General features: G+C 66.3%; 15 protein-coding genes. 6 read left to right on the top strand and 9 right to left on the bottom strand.

The features are described 5' to 3' along the window. Positions 1–49 precede the first annotated feature (49 nt). The 3 genes from U4Y88_RS20985 to U4Y88_RS20975 all read left to right on the top strand — a co-directional run bounded on the left by U4Y88_RS20985 (position 50) and on the right by U4Y88_RS20975 (position 3,464). On the top strand, positions 50–1,189 hold the full coding sequence (locus U4Y88_RS20985) for a M14 family metallopeptidase (protein ID WP_310634420.1): 1,140 nt from the start codon (positions 50–52) through the stop codon (positions 1,187–1,189). A 492-nt stretch (positions 1,190–1,681) separates the two neighbouring features. Beyond that, entirely contained in the window at positions 1,682–2,842 is a 1,161-nt protein-coding gene (locus U4Y88_RS20980; protein WP_321786084.1) for a porin, read from the top strand. Positions 2,843–3,032: 190 nt separating this feature from the next. Beyond that, positions 3,033–3,464 (top strand): DUF6232 family protein, encoded by a 432-nt coding sequence (locus tag U4Y88_RS20975; RefSeq protein WP_321786082.1) that lies wholly within the window; start codon positions 3,033–3,035, stop codon positions 3,462–3,464. A gap of 132 nt (positions 3,465–3,596) precedes the next feature. Here the strand turns inward: U4Y88_RS20975 and U4Y88_RS20970 are convergent, their stop codons facing one another. Beyond that, entirely contained in the window at positions 3,597–6,050 is a 2,454-nt protein-coding gene (locus tag U4Y88_RS20970) for a glycogen/starch/alpha-glucan phosphorylase (RefSeq protein WP_321786080.1), read from the bottom strand. A 642-nt stretch (positions 6,051–6,692) separates the two neighbouring features. On the opposite strand from U4Y88_RS20970, the gene U4Y88_RS20965 reads away from it, so the two are divergent. Next, positions 6,693–8,042, top strand: coding sequence for an MFS transporter (locus U4Y88_RS20965; protein ID WP_224013672.1), 1,350 nt, complete (start codon positions 6,693–6,695; stop codon positions 8,040–8,042). 73 nt (positions 8,043–8,115) lie between these two features. Here U4Y88_RS20965 and ltaE read toward each other — a convergent pair whose 3' ends face one another. After that, the gene (ltaE, locus tag U4Y88_RS20960) at positions 8,116–9,120 is read right to left on the bottom strand and encodes a low-specificity L-threonine aldolase (protein ID WP_321786078.1); all 1,005 of its coding nucleotides are present in this window, start codon (positions 9,118–9,120) and stop codon (positions 8,116–8,118) included. 281 nt (positions 9,121–9,401) lie between these two features. Beyond that, the gene (locus U4Y88_RS20955) at positions 9,402–10,145 is read right to left on the bottom strand and encodes a murein hydrolase activator EnvC family protein (RefSeq protein WP_224013626.1); all 744 of its coding nucleotides are present in this window, start codon (positions 10,143–10,145) and stop codon (positions 9,402–9,404) included. Between the two features lie 336 nt (positions 10,146–10,481). Here U4Y88_RS20955 and U4Y88_RS20950 point away from each other — a divergent pair, with 336 nt between their 5' ends. Together U4Y88_RS20950 and U4Y88_RS20945 are read left to right on the top strand one after the other, a co-directional pair. Beyond that, on the top strand, positions 10,482–10,802 hold the full coding sequence (locus tag U4Y88_RS20950; protein ID WP_224013627.1) for a hypothetical protein: 321 nt from the start codon (positions 10,482–10,484) through the stop codon (positions 10,800–10,802). A 130-nt stretch (positions 10,803–10,932) separates the two neighbouring features. Beyond that, complete coding sequence (locus U4Y88_RS20945) at positions 10,933–11,790, top strand: DUF2968 domain-containing protein (RefSeq protein ID WP_321786077.1); 858 nt, start codon at positions 10,933–10,935, stop codon at positions 11,788–11,790. Between the two features lie 773 nt (positions 11,791–12,563). Here the strand turns inward: U4Y88_RS20945 and U4Y88_RS20940 are convergent. From U4Y88_RS20940 to U4Y88_RS20915, 6 genes are all read right to left on the bottom strand, one after another. Next, entirely contained in the window at positions 12,564–12,890 is a 327-nt protein-coding gene (locus U4Y88_RS20940; protein WP_224013629.1) for a DUF4148 domain-containing protein, read from the bottom strand. A 248-nt stretch (positions 12,891–13,138) separates the two neighbouring features. Beyond that, positions 13,139–14,551: an NADP-dependent phosphogluconate dehydrogenase gene (gndA, locus tag U4Y88_RS20935; protein WP_224013630.1), complete on the bottom strand. Its 1,413-nt coding sequence runs from the start codon at positions 14,549–14,551 to the stop codon at positions 13,139–13,141. Between the two features lie 139 nt (positions 14,552–14,690). After that, complete coding sequence (locus tag U4Y88_RS20930) at positions 14,691–15,332, bottom strand: DUF938 domain-containing protein (protein WP_321786075.1); 642 nt, start codon at positions 15,330–15,332, stop codon at positions 14,691–14,693. 28 nt (positions 15,333–15,360) lie between these two features. After that, positions 15,361–15,978: a pyridoxamine 5'-phosphate oxidase family protein gene (locus U4Y88_RS20925; protein WP_310631208.1), complete on the bottom strand. Its 618-nt coding sequence runs from the start codon at positions 15,976–15,978 to the stop codon at positions 15,361–15,363. A 67-nt stretch (positions 15,979–16,045) separates the two neighbouring features. Beyond that, a complete protein-coding gene (locus U4Y88_RS20920) occupies positions 16,046–16,927 on the bottom strand; it encodes an NAD-dependent protein deacetylase (RefSeq protein WP_321786073.1) in 882 nt (293 codons plus the stop codon). 40 nt (positions 16,928–16,967) lie between these two features. Further along, on the bottom strand, positions 16,968–17,171 hold the full coding sequence (locus U4Y88_RS20915; RefSeq protein WP_310631210.1) for an oxidoreductase-like domain-containing protein: 204 nt from the start codon (positions 17,169–17,171) through the stop codon (positions 16,968–16,970). Positions 17,172–17,192 lie beyond the last annotated feature (21 nt).

Raw genomic sequence — 17,192 nt, 5'->3', positions numbered from 1 at the left:
CCGTCACTTCGAACGCGCCTCGCGCTCAACCGCGTCGCGCGCACTCATCATGCAAACCCGCAACCATGCGCTGATCGCGCCCGCCCTCGGCACCGCGCGACAGATCACGAGCTTCCATTACGGCCCCGCCGCCGACGCGACTGCGGCCTCGACGGGCGGCCCGAAGGTCTACATCCAGTCGTCGCTGCACGCCGACGAACTGCCCGGCATGCTCGTCTCGTGGACGCTGCGCCGCAAGCTCGCCGCGCTCGAAGCCGCCGGACGCCTGCGCGGAGAGATCGTGATCGTGCCGGTGGCGAACCCGATCGGCCTGAACCAGCACTGGCTCGGCCATCTCGTGGGCCGCTTCGAATCGAACACGGCACAGAACTACAACCGCAACTTCCACGACCTCGCGGCGCTCGTGCTGCCGCATATCGAGGCGCGTCTGGGCGCGGATGCCGCCACGAACCTGAAGACCATCCGCCAGGCGATGGGCGAAGCGCTCGCGGCGCAGCAGCCGAAGACCGAACTCGATTCGCAACGCCTCGCGCTGCAACGTCTCTCGTTCGACGCCGATATCGTGCTCGACCTGCATTGCGACTGGGAAGCCGCGATGCACATCTACACGAACCCCGAACTGTGGCCCGAAGTCGAGCCGCTCGCGCGCTATCTCGACGCGAAGGCCTCGCTGCTCGCGCTGAACTCGATCGGCAATCCGTTCGATGAGATTCACAGCTTCTGCTGGAGCGATCTGCGCGAGCGCTTCGGCGAGCGTTTCCCGATTCCGCACGGCTCGATTTCGGTGACCGTCGAACTGCGCAGCCAGCGCGACGTCTCGCATGAATTCGCCGAGCACGACGCCCAGGCCATCGTCGAGTATCTGACTGCGCGCGGCGTGATTGCCGGCGACGCCGCGCCGCTGCCGCCGCTCGCGCATCCGGCCACGCCGCTCGCGGGCACGGAGCCGATCGTCGCGCCGACGAGCGGCGTGATCGTGTTTCGCGCCGAATGCGGCGCGTGGCTCGAAGCGGGCGCGCCGGTCGCCGATATCGTCGATCCGCTCACCGACGAGCTGATCACGCTGCACGCCAGCGTGAGCGGCGTGATGTACGCGCGTCACAGCGCGCGCTTCGCGACGGCCGGCATGGAAGTCGCGCGCATCGCCGGCGACACGCCGATCCGCTCGGGCTCGCTGCTCTCGCTGTAAATCCCTCCCTTATCGACGTCTTCGTCATGGCTCATCGCAACCGGTGAGCCATGGCGTAATACGCTTATTGCGCGGCTTGCCGATTTACCAGTTACTTCGCAATCCCAACTTTGTTCGCGCGATAAAAAATGCCATGCGCGGCTCATTCCGCGGCTCAATCAATTGCATGGATCCGCAAATAAATCTGCTAAAAGCCGCGATCCATATACGAAATCCAATCGTTCAAAGCAGAAAATTTTATAACGCGCGAAATCGTCCTTTTTGCGCCGGAATTTTCTTTCAAATCGGCTCGCAAGCCGCTCCCTGACTGGATTTGCGCCGCTTCGGCCTGGCCGCAAGCCTCTTGTCGCTTTTACACCACACCCTGGCGACATTCATGAGGCATTTCCTTACTGTCACAATCCTTTCGTTCTCGACCCTTAAATTGCAGCGCGTCGCACAGACCGGCCCAAAAGAGGCCGGCACATACTTTTCCTTCACCCGGAGCAACAGTTGAAAAAGAAAATTCTGACCACCGCTATCCTTGCAACCATTGCGGGCGCGGCCCACGCTCAAAGCAGCGTGACCCTGTATGGCTTGATCGACGCAGGCGTGAGCTACATCAATCACGTGCAGACGTCGACGGGCAGCGCGAAGGCAATCCAGTACGGTGACGGCGTGGCGCAAGGCAGCCGTTGGGGCCTGCGCGGCTCGGAAGACCTGGGCGGCGGCCTCAAGGCAATCTTCGTGCTCGAAAACGGCTTCAACAGCGGCAACGGCACGGCTGGCCAAGGTAGCTCGATGTTCGGCCGTCAAGCCTACGTCGGTCTGACGCAAAGCAACATCGGCTCGCTGACCTTCGGCCGTCAATACTCGTTCAGCACGGACGTCCTCGGTTCGCTGTACTCGACCGGCGGCAACACGGTTTCGGGCAACTGGGCGTACCACGTCAACGACGTCGACCAGCTGACGTCGAGCCGTATCAGCAACGCCGTCAAGTTCCAGAGCGTGAACTTCTCGGGCTTCACGTTCGGCGGCATGTACGGCTTCTCGAACACGACGTCGTTCGCCGGCTCGGCTTCGGGCACGTCGACGGCTTCGTCGCGCGCATTCAGCTTCGGCGCGAACTACGCGTACGGTCCGTTCAGCCTCGGCGGCGCGTACACGGACATCACGTACCCGGCAGCAGCATCGCCGACGACGTTCTCGACCACGCTCGCCAACGTCAACACGACGGGCGGCGGCACTATCCGCGACCTGCGCTCGTTCGGCTTCGGCGGCCGCTATGTCTACGGCCCGGCTACGGCATGGCTGCTGTGGACGAACACGCGCTTCGAGCCGATCACGGGTTCGTCGACGATCTACAACGCGTACGAAGCAGGCGTGAAGTACGCCTTCACGCCGGCCCTGACGGGCGGCCTGGGCTACACGTACTCGCGTTCGTCGGGTCTCGTGAACGCCCACTGGAACCAGGTCAACGGTTCGGTCGACTACGCGCTGAGCAAGCGCACGGACGTCTACGGCCTCGTGGCCTACCAGGACGCATCGGGCACGTACAAGGGCCAGGCGGTGCAGGCACAGATCGGCGATTCGTCGTCGAGCATCTTCGCGCCGTCGGGCACGGGTTCGCAGAACCAGGTCGCGGTGCGCGTCGGCATCCGCCACAAGTTCTAAGCACGCACGACGCCGCGCCCGCTTCGCGGGCGTGGTGCACATGCGCGAAAGGGCGTCCTTCGGGACGCCCTTTTTGTTGGGCGCGGCGCATGATCGCCGCGGCGGGAGGCGGTCTGCGGCAGCACGCGATCTGCCGCCGCGCGCGCGCTTCTGGTACGCTGCGGCCTTTCCACTCGCAGCATTCGAATCGATGGAACTTCCTTTCAACGAAGCGGCCGTGACGGTCACCCGCACTTCGCTGTCCGCCGCCGGTCAGGTGATCGCGATGCGCGACATCGAAGACACCCGCATCGTCACCGTGGAGCGCAGCCGCGTGGTGCCGGTCGCGATCTCGCTGATCGGCGTGGCCATCGCCGCGGCCGGCGGCATCTGGGGCTCGGGCGCCGCGCTCGGTTCCGGCGTGATGCTGGCCGTGGTGGGCTGGCTCGCGTGGATCTGGCAAGAAGTCTCGCATCGCCTGATCGTGACGGTGGGCGGCGCGCCGCGCGAAGCCGTCGTGAGCGGCGACCGCGCCTTCCTCGAACGCGTCGAGCAGGCCGTGCGCGCCGCCAAAGCCGACGCCGCCACCGCACCCGCCGCCGATACGTCCAGCGCCCGTCCGCCCGCCAGTCCTGCGAACTGAGCTACGAACTGAGCCGCGAACCGGGCCGAGAACCGAACCTCGCACCGCGCGGCCAGCATCGGCCCCGAGCCGCTCCCGCGCGCCAGCCAGCCTCCTCGCCAGCCACCTGATTACCGCCCGCGTCCGCGCACGTCACTCGAGATCGATTGGCCGCGTGTGCCAGATGTCGCGCGCGTATTCGGCAATCGCCCGATCCGACGAAAACGTCCCCATGCCCGCGATATTCTCGATCGCGCTCGCCGTCCAGGCCGGCACGTCGACGAAGCGGCGGTCGGCGGCTTCCTGCGCCTCGACGAACGCGGCGTAGTCGGCCAGCACGAGGTAGTGATCGCCCCAGTCCACGAGCGTGTGGAAAATGTCCGTGTAGCGCGCCGGATCGCCGGGCGAGAAAAAGCCCGTGCGGATCTGGTCGAGCACGGCGCGCAGCTCGGCATTTTCTTCGTACACCTGACGGGACCGGTAGCCCGAGCAGCGCAGCGCATCGACCTGATCGGACGTGTGGCCGAAGATGAAGATGTTGTCCGGCCCCACGGCGTCGCGGATCTCGATGTTCGCGCCGTCGAGCGTGCCCATCGTCAGCGCGCCGTTGAGCGCGAGCTTCATGTTGCCGGTGCCCGACGCTTCCGTGCCCGCCGTCGAAATCTGCTCGGAGAGATCGGCCGCCGGAATCAGCACCTCGGCCACGCTCACGCCGTAATTCGGCACGAACGTCACCTTGAGCCGGTCGCCGACCACGGGATCGTGATTGATCTTCTCGGCCACGTCGTTGATCAGGCGGATGATCATCTTCGCCATCCGATACGCCGAAGCGGCCTTGCCTGCGAACAGCACCACGCGCGGCACCCAGTCGCGCTCGGGTTCCGCGAGAATGCGGTTGTAGCGCGTGATCACGTGCAGCACGTTGAGCAGTTGCCGCTTGTATTCGTGGATGCGCTTGACCTGCATGTCGAACAGCGCGTCCGGGTCGAACGGCAGCCCCGTGCGCGCCGTGAGCCGGCGAATCAAACGCACCTTGTTTTCGCGCTTGGCCGCGCGGAACGCGGTCTCGAACGCCGGGTCGCCCGCCAGCTTGCGCAGCGCGCCCAGTTCGAACAGATCGGTGCGCCAGCGCGTGCCGATGGTGTCGTCGACGAGCCGCGCCAGCGGCGGACTCGCCTGCCCGAGCCAGCGGCGCGGCGTGATGCCGTTCGTCACGTTGGTGAAGCGCTCGGGATAGAGCCGCGCGAAATCGCCGAAGATATCGCGCGTCATCAATTGCGAATGCAGCTTCGAAACGCCGTTCACCTTGTGGCTCGCGACGATCGCGAGATACGCCATGCGCACGCGCCGCTGACCGTATTCGTCGACGAGCGAAATGCGGCGGATAAAGTCCAGATCGTGCGTGCCCTTCTCGCTCGCCTCGCGCAGAAACGCGGCATTGATATCGAAGATGATTTCGAGGTGACGAGGCAGCAGGCGCGCCAATAGTTCGACGTCCCAGGTTTCCAGCGCTTCGGGCATCAGCGTGTGATTCGTGTACGAGAACACGCGCTTGATGTGACCCATCGCCTCGTCCCACGGCATGTGATGGATATCGACGAGCAGCCGGATCAATTCGGGAATCGCCAGCACCGGATGCGTGTCATTCAGATGCACGGCGACCTTGTCGGAGAAGCGGCCGAACGTGCTGTGCGTGCGCAGATAGCGGCGGATCAGATCCTGCATCGTCGCCGACACGAAGAAATATTCCTGACGCAGACGCAGCTCACGGCCCGCCATCGTCGAGTCGTCGGGATAGAGCAGACGCGATACGTTCTCCGAAATATTTCTCGCTTCGACCGCGCGCTGATAATCGCCCTTGTTGAACGCGGAAAGGTCGAGTTCCTCGTCGGAGCGTGCGGACCACAGGCGCAGCGTGTTGGTCGCGCTGGTCGCGTAGCCGGGAATCACGGTGTCGTAGGCCATCGCGTTCACGTGCTGCGTGTCGATCCATTCGACGTGGCCGTCGCGCTGCACGGTGCGCCCGCCGAAGTGCACGGGATACTGCACCTCGGGGCGCGGAAACTCCCACGGATTGCCCGAGCGCAGCCAGTAGTCGGGCGCTTCGACCTGCTCGCCGTTGATGATCTGCTGGCGGAACATGCCGTAGTCGTAGCGGATGCCGTAGCCGAAGCCCGGAATACCGAGCGTCGCCATCGAGTCGAGGAAGCACGCGGCGAGCCGGCCGAGGCCGCCGTTGCCGAGCGCGGCGTCGGGTTCGAGGTCGATCACCGAATCGAGGTCCACGCCGACATCGGCGAGCGCCTCTTTCATCTGATCGTGGATGCCGAGCGCGAGCAGCGCATTCGAGAACGTGCGGCCGATGAGAAATTCCATCGACAGGTAATAGACGCGTTTGACGTCCTGATCGTACTGGCGGCGCGTGGTGATCATCCAGCGCTCGACCAGCCGGTCGCGCACGGCGAGCGCGGCGGCGTGCAGCCAGTCCTGCGGGCGCGCCGTGACGGCGTCCTTGCCGACGCCATACATCAGGCGATTGGAGATGGAGCGGCGCAGCGCATCGGCGCTGCTCTTCAACTGGTCGAACTCAAGACCGACTGCTGTCATCGAATGCCTCCCGGAAAAGCGACGCGCCGCGAATGCGAGCAGATGCCAGCAGATGCGGTGGCGCGCGGTCGTTCAGGGGCTGCGCGCGGGCACCGTTCGAGTGCATGCGATTGCGTTCGGATGCGTTCGATTGCGTGCCTCAGTGGCCCGCATCGATTCGCATCGACTCGCACCGGTTCGCATCACTTCGCATGAAGGCCCCAGGCCCGCAGACGCAGATCAGTTTGCAGATTAGGACATTTTCGGATCGCGTGCGGCAGCGCGGCATGGCGAACGCGCCTGATTCGCCATGCCGCGAAAGCGCTCGCGGCACGCGAGGCGGGGGACTCGGCCCGATGCGGCGAGGTTGGCGGTTAGTTGCGTTCCAAACATCGGACGATGGCATCCGACGACTTGCCGCCTCACTTGCCGCCTCATTTGCCTCCTCTTGCGCGAGACCTCGCACCCTCGCGCGCGACGTCGCGAGCGCTTGCCTTACAAGCGCCTCACGCTCTGAAGCAGGCGCTGCACAAACGCGCCGCGTCTGTAACAATCGCACTACAGCCGCGCCGCGCGCGCACGCCCTCCGATTCGCCCGAGACCGCCGCCTTGTCCGATACCCACACCGCGCCGCCCGACACCACGCCGCGCGCCGACGAGCCCATGTCGGCGAAAAACCGCCGCGCCATGGCCGCGATCATGCTCGCCGTCGCGCTCGCGACGCTCGACACCGCCATCGCCAACACCGCGCTGCCCGCCATCGCCACCGACCTGCACGCGGCGCCCGCGGCCTCGGTCTGGATCATCAACGCCTACCAGCTCGCGATGGTCGCCACGCTGCTGCCGCTCGCGGCGCTCGGCGACATCGTCGGGCATCGGCGCATCTATATCGCCGGGCTGGCGATCTTCACGGTGGCCTCGCTCGCCTGCGCGGTCTCGCCCACGCTCGGCGCGCTCGCGGCGGCGCGCGTGCTGCAAGGGCTCGGCGCGAGCGCGATCATGAGCGTCAACACGGCGCTGATCCGCTTCCTCTATCCGCCGCACCGGCTCGGACGCGGCCTCGGCATGAACGCGCTGATCGTGGGCGTGTCGTTCGCCATCGGTCCGACCATCGCTTCGCTGATTCTCTCGGCGGGCACCTGGCCGTGGCTGTTCGCGATCAACGTGCCGCTCGGCGCCATCGCGCTCGTGTTCGCGATGCCCGCGCTGCCGCACACCGCGCGCGGCAAGCACAGCTTCGATCCGCTCGCGGCGCTGCTCAATCTCGTGACCTTCGCCGCGCTGATCTTCGCGCTCGGCGAGGCGGCGCAGCGCGCGCCGCTGCGCGAAGTGGGCATCGCCGCCGTGATCGCGCTGGTGTTCGGCCTGCTGCTGATCCGCCGCGAAGCCGGTCATCCCGCGCCGATGCTGCCCGTCGACCTGTTCAAGCGGCCCGTGTTCGCGCTGTCGTCGCTGACCGCGGTCTGCTCGTTCGCGGCGCAGGGCCTCGCGTTCGTCTCGCTGCCGTTCTATTTCGAAACCGTGCTGATGCGCAGCCAGGTGGAAACCGGCTTCCTGATGACGCCCTGGCCGGTCGTGGTGGCCGCCGCCGCGCCCATCGCCGGGCGGCTGTCCGACCGCTATCCGCCGGGCCTGCTCGGCGCGATCGGGCTGGCGATCCTCGCGGCGGGCATGGCGTCGCTGGCGATGCTGCCCGTGCATCCGAGCGTGCCCGACATCGTGATCCGCATGGCGATCTGCGGCGCGGGCTTCGGTTTCTTCCAGTCGCCGAATCTGCGCGCGATCATGGCCGCCGCGCCGCCCGAGCGCAGCGGCGGCGCGAGCGGCACCATCGCCGTCTCGCGTCTGCTCGGGCAGACCACGGGCGCGGCGCTCGTGGCGCTGTGTTTCGGGATCGTGGGTTCGCGCGGCCCGACGCTCGCGCTCGGTCTCGGCGCGGCGTTCTCGGCGGCGGCGAGCATCGCGAGCGGCTTGCGCCTGTTCGCGCCGTCGCACCGCGCGGTGCGCAAGTGAAGTGCCGGTGAACCGCTGAAGCGGCGCGCGTCGGCGGTTTCGCGGCGCGCGCCCGGTTGAATCCGCGCCTGGGTCAGCGCTTGAAGTACGCCTTCACGGCGTCGACGAAGGTGTCGATATCGGCGGCGCTCACGTCGAGATGCGTGACGAAGCGCGACGCATAGAGCATCTGCGTGAGGATGCCGCGTTCCTTGAGCCACGCTTCGAGCGGCGCGCAATCGGCCTGCGGGAACTGCGCGAACACCATGTTGGTGGCGTGCGACATCACCTTGACCTCGTCGATCTGCGCGAGCCCGGCCGCGAGGCGCGCGGCGTTCGCGTGATCGTCGGCGAGACGCTCGACATGATGATCGAGCGCGTAGAGACACGCCGCCGCCAGCACGCCCGCCTGGCGCATGCCGCCGCCCAGCATCTTGCGCCAGCGGTGCGCCGAGTCGATCAGCGCGCGGCTGCCCACCAGCACCGAACCCACCGGCGCGCCCAGCCCTTTCGAAAAGCAGAGCGACACCGAATCGAAGCCCGCCGTCAGCGCCTGTAGCGGCTGTTTCGAACCGACCGCCGCGTTGAACGCGCGCGCGCCGTCGAGGTGCGTCGCGAGCCCGCGGCCGTGCGCGAACTGCGTCGCCTCGGCGACATAGGCCGCCGGCAAAATTTTCCCGCCGATGGTGTTTTCGAGCGCCAGCAGACGCGTGCGCGCGAAGTGATCGTCGATCGGCTTGATCGCGGCGGCGATGCGTTCGAGCGGGATCGAGCCGTCTTCCGCGTTGTCGAGCGGCTGCGGCTGGATGCTGCCGAGCACCGCCGCGCCGCCGCCCTCGTACTTATACGTGTGGGCCGCCTGGCCGACGATGTACTCGTCGCCGCGTCCGCAATGCGCCATCAGCGCGGCCAGGTTGCTCTGCGTGCCGCTCGGGAAGAACAGGCCCGCCTCCTTGCCGGCCTGCTCGGCCACGCGCGCCTGCAGGCGCAGCACGGTGGGGTCGTCGCCCCAGACGTCGTCGCCGGTTTCGGCGCCGCTCATGGCGGCAAGCATGGCGGGGCCCGGACGGGTGACGGTGTCGCTGCGCAAATCGATCATGCGATGAAGTCCTCGAAGTCCTCGTGACGGCCGCGCTCAGAGCCGCGCGGCATGGGAATCATCGAGTGTATTTTCAAACGGCGCGACGAGGCAACCGTGCGAAAAATCGGCGGCGGCAAGAGAAAGGCGGCGGGCGATGAGGGGAATCGGCGCGGATCGGCTATGAATCGGCTAGAAATCTGCCGCGAATCGGCAAAAAGCAGCCGTGGCGGAAAAAACGGCCGATACAAAGAAAACGCGGCGCCTGAGCGCCGCGCATCCGTTCGACGGGGAGAAAGAGACTAGCGCGAGAGCAGCGGCAGCGGATCGACGGGCTTGCCGTCGCTGCGCACCTCGAACTGCACGCCCGCGACGCCGTTGTTGTCGACGCCCATTTCGGCGATCGGCTGGCCTTGCGTGACGGCGTCGTCTTCCTTCACGAGCAGCCTGCCGTTGTGGCCGTAAGCCGTGACGGTCTGATCGTTGTGCTTGATGATGACGAGCGGGCCGTAAGCCTCGATGCCCGTGCCCGCGTAGACCACGCGCCCGGCAGCGGCGGCGCGAACCTGCGCGCCCGGCTGGCCGCCGATCACGATGCCCGTGGACTTGCCCGGCACGAAGCGTTGCAGGATCGGGCCGCGCGCGGGCCAGGCCAGCGTGAGCTGCGGCGCGACAGGCGCGGGCGCGGCCACGCCGGCTGCAGCCGGCGCGGAATTCGGCGCGCCGAACCCGGGCTGCTGAGGCGCGGCGCCCGCGTAGTTCGCGGGCGGCGCGACGCGCAGCACCTGGCCGGGCAGCACCTGCGCGTTCGACGGCAGCTGGTTCCAGCTTGCGAGATCCTGCGGCCGCTGGCCGTAGGCGGAGGCGATGCGCGAGAGCGTATCGCCTGGATTGACGCGGTAATAACCGGCCGGGACGCCCGTGGTCGATGCGGTGGGCGCCGAACTCGGCTGGCCCTCCCACGGGGTGAGCGTACAGGCGCTGCAGACGAGCGTGAGCGCGGCCAGTGCCGCGTATGCGCCCGGGTTTCGCCGTTGTCGATTCATCTTGCTATACCTCGCTTGTTCCTCGCTACGTACGTCGGGGATACGTATATCTGGATGCGCGTGGGACCGCCGGCGTTCGCCCGCGAGACCCTCCGCTCAATATGGCGAACGGCCCCCATTATATCGTTCCGGGCGCGACGGCCCTTTCAAGGCGCCCGTCTCCCGGTTTTCAACCAGCATACGACGCTCGTCAGAACCGCCCTACAGTCTGCAAGGACAAACACGACTCTTCTGTTCGCCCCCTCGCCTATACTGCCTCAAGCTGCTCATCAGATAATCAGACGAAAGAGACAATGCGCCTCTCGCCGCGGCCCCACGTCCGTGAGGATTTCGAGCATGAACAAAGCCACTTTCCTGTCCGTCCAGCTCAATGTCGAAGACGTCGCCGCGTCTCCGGGGCTGGTCGAATTGCTCAATAACCATCTCGTTTTTGCCGCCGACGTGGCCGAAGCCGCCGACGAACTGGTCCAGCACGCGAGCGTCGCGGGGATCTCGGGCGGCGCCGACGCGACCGTGCAGATTCCGGCTGTGGTGATCGAGCGTTTGCGCGACGCGCTCGACACCCTGAGCGGCTACGACGAAACCTGGCTGTTCGCGCTCGAACCCGGCCGTGCGCTGTTCGACGACATCGCACGCCGCTCGCGCCTCTTGCACTGAGGCGCCGCAGGACCGCGCGGAGCGGACCGCGCCCGCCGGCGCGCGCCTGTCCCGCCTTGCCGACATGCCGCCGCCCCGGCCGCCCCGCGCGCGCCACGGACGAGCGGCGTGATCCTCTGGGGGAAACGCCGTGAAATCCTTTCTGAACCGCCGTCATGCCGCTCAGCCGGGCGGCCCGTCTCCGTCATCGCATCTCGTCGCGGTGGCGCGCGACGCCTCGCAGGAAGCCGCCGACGCTTCCGCGGACGCCCAAGCCGCTCGCCGCATCCACGAAACCGACCACCCGCCGCACCCCGAAACCGAAGCCGCCGATCAACGCGACAACGCCGACAGCCTCGATGAGCGCGTCAGCGTCAGCGCCGACGCCGCCGTGACCGCGCGCATGCCGAGCCACATCGGCGGCGCGCCGCGTCCGGTTTCGACGCTGCACGCGGTGCCCGCCATGCCCGCGCATCTGAGCGGGCGTCCGGTGCAGATCGCCGATGGCGCGTCGTTCGAGGCGCTCGTCGCCACACGCACGCTGACCACGTTTCGCTCGTTTCGCAGCTTCGATTACACGGTGACGATGCTGTTTCACAGCGAGTCGCTGGGCTATTTCGTGGCGCTGCATCAGGACGGCACGCTCTGGCATGCGTTCCGCGCCAACGACATCGATTCGGCGAGCGCGGTGTTTCACCATCTGCAAGAGCAAGCGACGCGCCTCGCCGACGGCGAAACGCGCTTGGCGCAGCTGAGCGCGCAAAACGTGCTGCTGGCGAGACAAATCGAGGATTCGGAAGCGCAGGCCGAACGGCTGCGCGTGGATCTGCAACGGCACTCCGAGCAGGAGCACCGCGTGAGCGCGCGCCAGCATCAGGTGCGCAAGGACGTGGCGCAACTGGAGGCGCAGCGCATTGCGGCGCAGGCGCAATTGAACAAGGCGCACCGCGCGATTCATCAACTGACCGTGACGAGCAGCGAAGGCGTACCGCATTTGCACGGACGCTGAGGCGCGGCTTCGCGCCGCCGCATCGCCAGATCACGCGCCCAAAAGAAAAGCGCGGGCCGGTTCTCGACCGGGCCGCGCTGGACTGCTGCTACTGCGTACTGCATTTTCACTTCTACTGCGTGCTGCGCACTTCTGCTGCATACAGCGACTGCTGCTACTACTCACTACGCACTGCAACTGCCAACTTCAACCTCTTTGCTTACTGCCGACTTCAACATCTACTGCTAACTGCGTGCTTCTACTACCAACTTCTACTGCGTCAAGCAACTTCAACTGCGTGCTGCAACCTCTACTGCGTAAAGCAACTTCAACTGCGTACTGCAACCTCTACTGCGTAAAGCAACTTCTACTGCGTACTGCAACCTCTACTACGTACTTCAACTGCGTACTGCAACCTCTACTGCGTAAAGCAACTTCAACTGCGTACTGCAACCTCTACTACGTACTGCAACTTCAACTGCGTACTACAACCTCTACTGCGTAAATCAACTTCAACTGCGTACTGCAACCTCTACTACGTACTGCACCTCTGTGTGCTTACTGCGACCTGCAACTGCCTACTGCAACCTCTACTGCCTGCTACACACTGCAACCTCTACAACCCAAACAACCTGCTACTGCACTGCACCTGCCACTTCTACTTCACCTTCAACAACACACAACAACCGCTCTCTGCTCTCTGGGCACAACTCACAACAACTTCGACTGCTTCACTGCCTGGTTAGCGAGACCGCACTGAGCGATCTCGCCGATACTGCCAGCCACCAACTTGCTTAGTGGCCGAAATACACGGCTTGCGACGGCGCGACATGCGCGGGCTGCACCGGGGCGCCCGACTGCGAGGTGCCGACGGCCGGAGCGCCGTAGCCGCTGGTTTCACCGTTCGCCAGCTTTTCCTGGTTCACGCGAGCCTGGGCGGCCTGGATGTTTTCGGGGTAATTCACATGGTCGAGCGACGGGTTGTAACCAGCCTGCTCGAGTTCGACGAGCTCCGCGCGGACTTGTGCGCGGGTCAGACCTTGCTGGCTCGACTGGGCGAACGAGATCGCCGGGATGGCCAGTGCTGCTGCAACGACAACGGCGGGAATGAGCTTGTTCATGATTTAACCTCCATCTGTTTTTTTGCGCTTCGGGCTTTGTTTTCCTCAGCGCTTGATGAAAGTTTAGGCGTTTCCTTGATCTAGGGAAAACCCTAATAACAAAAAACACCGTTGCAAAATTGGTAATAAAAAAGGGGAACCCGGTTGGTTCCCCTTTTATTCAGACAAAAGCCCGCAACGACTATGGGGCCGATAGCCCCTTACACCACGCCCGCACGCGGGCGCTCAGCGTCGGCGATCAGGACCGGTCACGACCAGTCGGCGTGGAAGCTGCCCGGCTTGTCGGTGCGCTCGAAGGTGTGCGCGCCGAAGAAGTCGCGCTGCGCCTGCACCAGATTCGCGGGCACGCGCTCCGAGCGATAGCCGTCGAAATACGCGACCGCCGACGAGAACGCCGGCACCGGCACGCCTGCCGCCACCGCCTGGATCACCACGTCGCGCAGCGCGGCCTGGTAGTTCGCGGCGATATCGCGGAAATAGGGGTCGAGCAGCAGGTTATCGAGCTGCGGGTCCTTCGCGTAGGCGTCGGTGATCTTCTGCAGGAAGCGCGCGCGGATGATGCAGCCCGCGCGGAAGATCTTGGCGATCGTGCCGTATTGCAGATCCCACTTGTACTCGTCCGAGGCGGCGCGCAGCTGCGCGAAACCCTGTGCGTACGAGATGACCTTCGAGAAGTACAGCGCGCGGCGCACCGACTCGACGAACGCCTTGCGGTCGCCCGCGAACGGCTTGGCGTCCGGGCCCGCGAGCACCTTGCTGGCCGCGACGCGCTGCGTCTTCAGCGACGACAGCACGCGCGCGAACACCGCTTCGGTGATCAGCGGCAGCGGCGCGCCGAGGTCGAGCGCGTTCTGGCTCGTCCACTTGCCCGTGCCCTTCTGCGCGGCGCGATCGAGGATCACGTCGACGAGATACTGGCCGGTTTCGTCGTCCTTCTTCTGGAAGATCTTCGAGGTGATTTCGATCAGGTAGCTGTCGAGCTCGCCCGCGTTCCACTCGGTGTAGACCTCGCCCAGCTCCTCGTTCGTGAGGCCGAGCACCTGCTTGAGCACCGCGTAGCTTTCGGCGATCAGCTGCATGTCGCCGTATTCGATGCCGTTATGCACCATCTTCACGTAGTGGCCTGCGCCGTCCGGGCCCATGTAGGCCACGCACGGCTCGCCGTCCGCCGGCGCCTTCGCCGCGATTTCGGTGAGGATCGGTGCCACCAGATCGTACGCGTCGCGCTGGCCGCCCGGCATGATCGACGGACCCTTGAGCGCGCCTTCCTCGCCGCCCGACACGCCCGTGCCGATGAAATGCAGGCCCGCCTTCGCGAGTTCCTGGTTGCGGCGGATCGTGTCGGTGAAATGCGTGTTGCCGCCGTCGATCAGGATGTCGCCCTTGTCCAGCAGCGGCTTGAGCGCCTCGATGGTGGCGTCGGTCGCTTCGCCGGCCTTGACCATCAGCAGAATGCGGCGCGGCTTTTCGAGCGACTCGACGAATTCTTCGAGCGTGTAGGCCGGCACGAGCTTACGCTCGGGGAATTCAGCGATCAGCTCATCGGTTTTTTCGCGGCTGCGGTTGAACACCGACACCGCATGGCCGCGGCTCTCGATGTTGAGCGCAAGATTGCGCCCCATCACGGCCAGACCCACCACGCCGATTGCCTGTTTGCTCATGTTGACTCTCCACTTCAATCAATTGGGGTGACGCGCGCGCGGCCTCGCGCCGCGCGTCGATCGTGCAAGCATAAGGGAAACGTCCGTGCGCTGCGCGAAGGCGCGCACGGCATCCCGGCCCGAGGGCCGCGATTATCGCCTACTCGCGGCCCGCCGCTGCCTGCCTGCGGAAAACGAGGCTGAAATTATTCGCCGGCATCGCCACCACGGCCTCGCAGACGAGCCCTTCGGCCGCCGCGAGCGCCTCCACTGCCTCCATATCGCGCACGCCCCAGGACGGGTCGCGCGCGCGCAGATCGGCGTCGAAGGCTTCGTTGCTCGGCGCCGTGTGCGCGCCGCCGCGCCGGTACGGGCCGTACAGCACCAGCGCGCCGCCATCCGCAAGCCGCGCGCCCGCGCCTTTCAGCAAGGCAACAGCGGCTTCCCACGGCGCAATATGAATCATGTTGATGCAGACGATGGCGTCGACCTGGCCGATCGGCCAGGGTTCGCGGCGCACGTCGAGATCGATCGGCTCGCGCAGATTGGCGAGCCCCGTGTGTGCGCGCCAGGCGGACACCGAGGCGCGGGCGCGCGGATCGGCGTCGCTCGGCTGCCAGTCGATGCCCGGCAGCGCGGAAGCGAAATGCACCGCGTGCTGGCCGGTGCCGCTGGCGATTTCGAGCACGGTGCCGCGCGCGGGCAAGGCGCCGCGCAGCACGTCGAGGATCGGCGCGGCGTTGCGTTCGGCGGCGGGCGCGTGCAGGCGCTCGGGGCGCGGGCTGGGATCGGAAACGGTCATATGAAACGGAAAAATGGAGAAGGTGCGCTCAGTACAGGCTTTTCTTCATGCGCTCGGCGAGATCGGCTTCATAGCGCGCGACGTCGAACGATTCGCCGTATTGCTCGTCGTTCACGCGGCGCAGCATGTCGCCCGCGCTCGGCAGTTGCGAGCGCTCGACGTGGCGCGACGCGTCCCAGAGGTTCGAGCGCGCGATCGCCTTCGCGCAATGGAAATAGACGCTCTCGACGTCGATCAGCATCACCGAGCGCGGCGGCTTGCCGTCGACGGCGAAGCGTTCGAGCAGCCCGGCGTCGACGCTCACGCGCGCGCGGCCGTTCACGCGCAGCATCTCGCCCACGCCCGGCACCATGAACAGCAGGCCGACCTGCGGCGCGGCCACCACGTTGCGCAGACTGTCGACGCGATTGTTGCCAGGCCGGTCGGGCAGCGCGAGCGTGCGCTCGTCGAGCACGCGCACGAAGCCCGGCGCGTCGCCGCGCGGCGAGCAGTCGAGCCCGTCCGGCCCGCCCGTGGCCAGCACGACAAACGGCGAAAGCTCGATGAAGCGGCGGTAATCCGCGTTCACGTGGTCGATTTCCTTGCGCAGCGCGCGCTCGTGCGGCGTGCCGTAATGGGCTTCGAGTTCGGCGGTCGTGGTCAGCATCGGTCGGCTTCCTCTCGATTTCCTGTCGATTTCCTTCCCGCTTGCGGCGATAAAAACGGCGCGAAATTCACACGCCGAGCCGCGCCGCCAGCGCGTCGAGCGTCGCGGCGCACGGCGCCTCGACTTTGAGCGCGAGCAGCGGATCGGCGCGCGTCTTGCCGAGGTTGATCGCGGCCACGGGCTTGCCGCGCTGCTGCGCCCACGCGCAAAAGCGATAGCCCGAATACACCATCAGCGACGAGCCGACCACGAGCACCGCATCGGCATCATCGAGCGACGCCGACGCCGACGCCACGCGCTCGCGCGGCACGTTCTCGCCGAAAAACACCACCGACGGCTTGAGCATGCCGCCGCAAGCTTCGCAGGCCGGAATGTCGAAGGCGTGTTCGCCGTCGAAGTCGAGATGGGCATCGCCGTCTGCGGCCGGTTCCGCGAACGCGCCCGCGAGCGCTGGATTACGCGCCTCCAGCTGCGGCTGGATCGAGGCGCGCATGTACTGCGCGCCGCAGGCGAGGCAATGCACGTGGCCGATGCTGCCGTGCAGTTCGATCACGCCGTGACTGCCCGCGCGCTGATGCAGGCCGTCGACGTTCTGCGTGACCAGCGCGCCCACGCGCCCCGCGGTTTCGAGCCGCGCGAGCGCGCGATGCGCGCCGTTCGGCTGCGCGAGCCCGACGGTCGGCCAGCCCAGCATGCTGCGCGCCCAATAACGGCGGCGCGAGCTGTCCGAGCCGAGAAACTCTTGCAGCGTGATCGGCGGCGAGCGCTTCCAGGCGCCGTTTTCGTCGCGATAACCGGGGATGCCCGAGTCCGTGCTGATGCCCGCGCCGGTCAGCACGAACAGGCGCGGATGGCGCTCGGCGAACGCCTGAAGCGCATCGAGCGCATCCGGCGCGTCCGGCACATTGGCGGGCGCACTCACGGCAGGAAGATCGAGGGATTCGGACATGACGGCTCGGCGGGGTTGGGGACGCAGGACGGCGCGGAATTCAGCGCGGCGGTTCGGCCTCGGCGGCCTGGCGCGCGGCTTCGCGCGCTTCCCACTCCGCGAGCGCCTTGCGCCAGCGCTGCACCTCCTCGGCATAGAGATCGAAGATGCAGGGCTCGCAGCCGCTCTGGCAGCAATCGCCATCGTTGGGCCGCTCGGGCGGTTCGGGGCGCGGGTCGTCCTCGGGACGCAAAGACAATGACATGGGGCAAACGTCGTAATGATT

It is taken from the genome of Paraburkholderia sp. J94 (assembly GCF_905220285.1).
Taxonomy (GTDB): domain Bacteria; phylum Pseudomonadota; class Gammaproteobacteria; order Burkholderiales; family Burkholderiaceae; genus Paraburkholderia; species Paraburkholderia tropica_A.
This window is presented reverse-complemented; position numbering and strand designations above follow the sequence as displayed.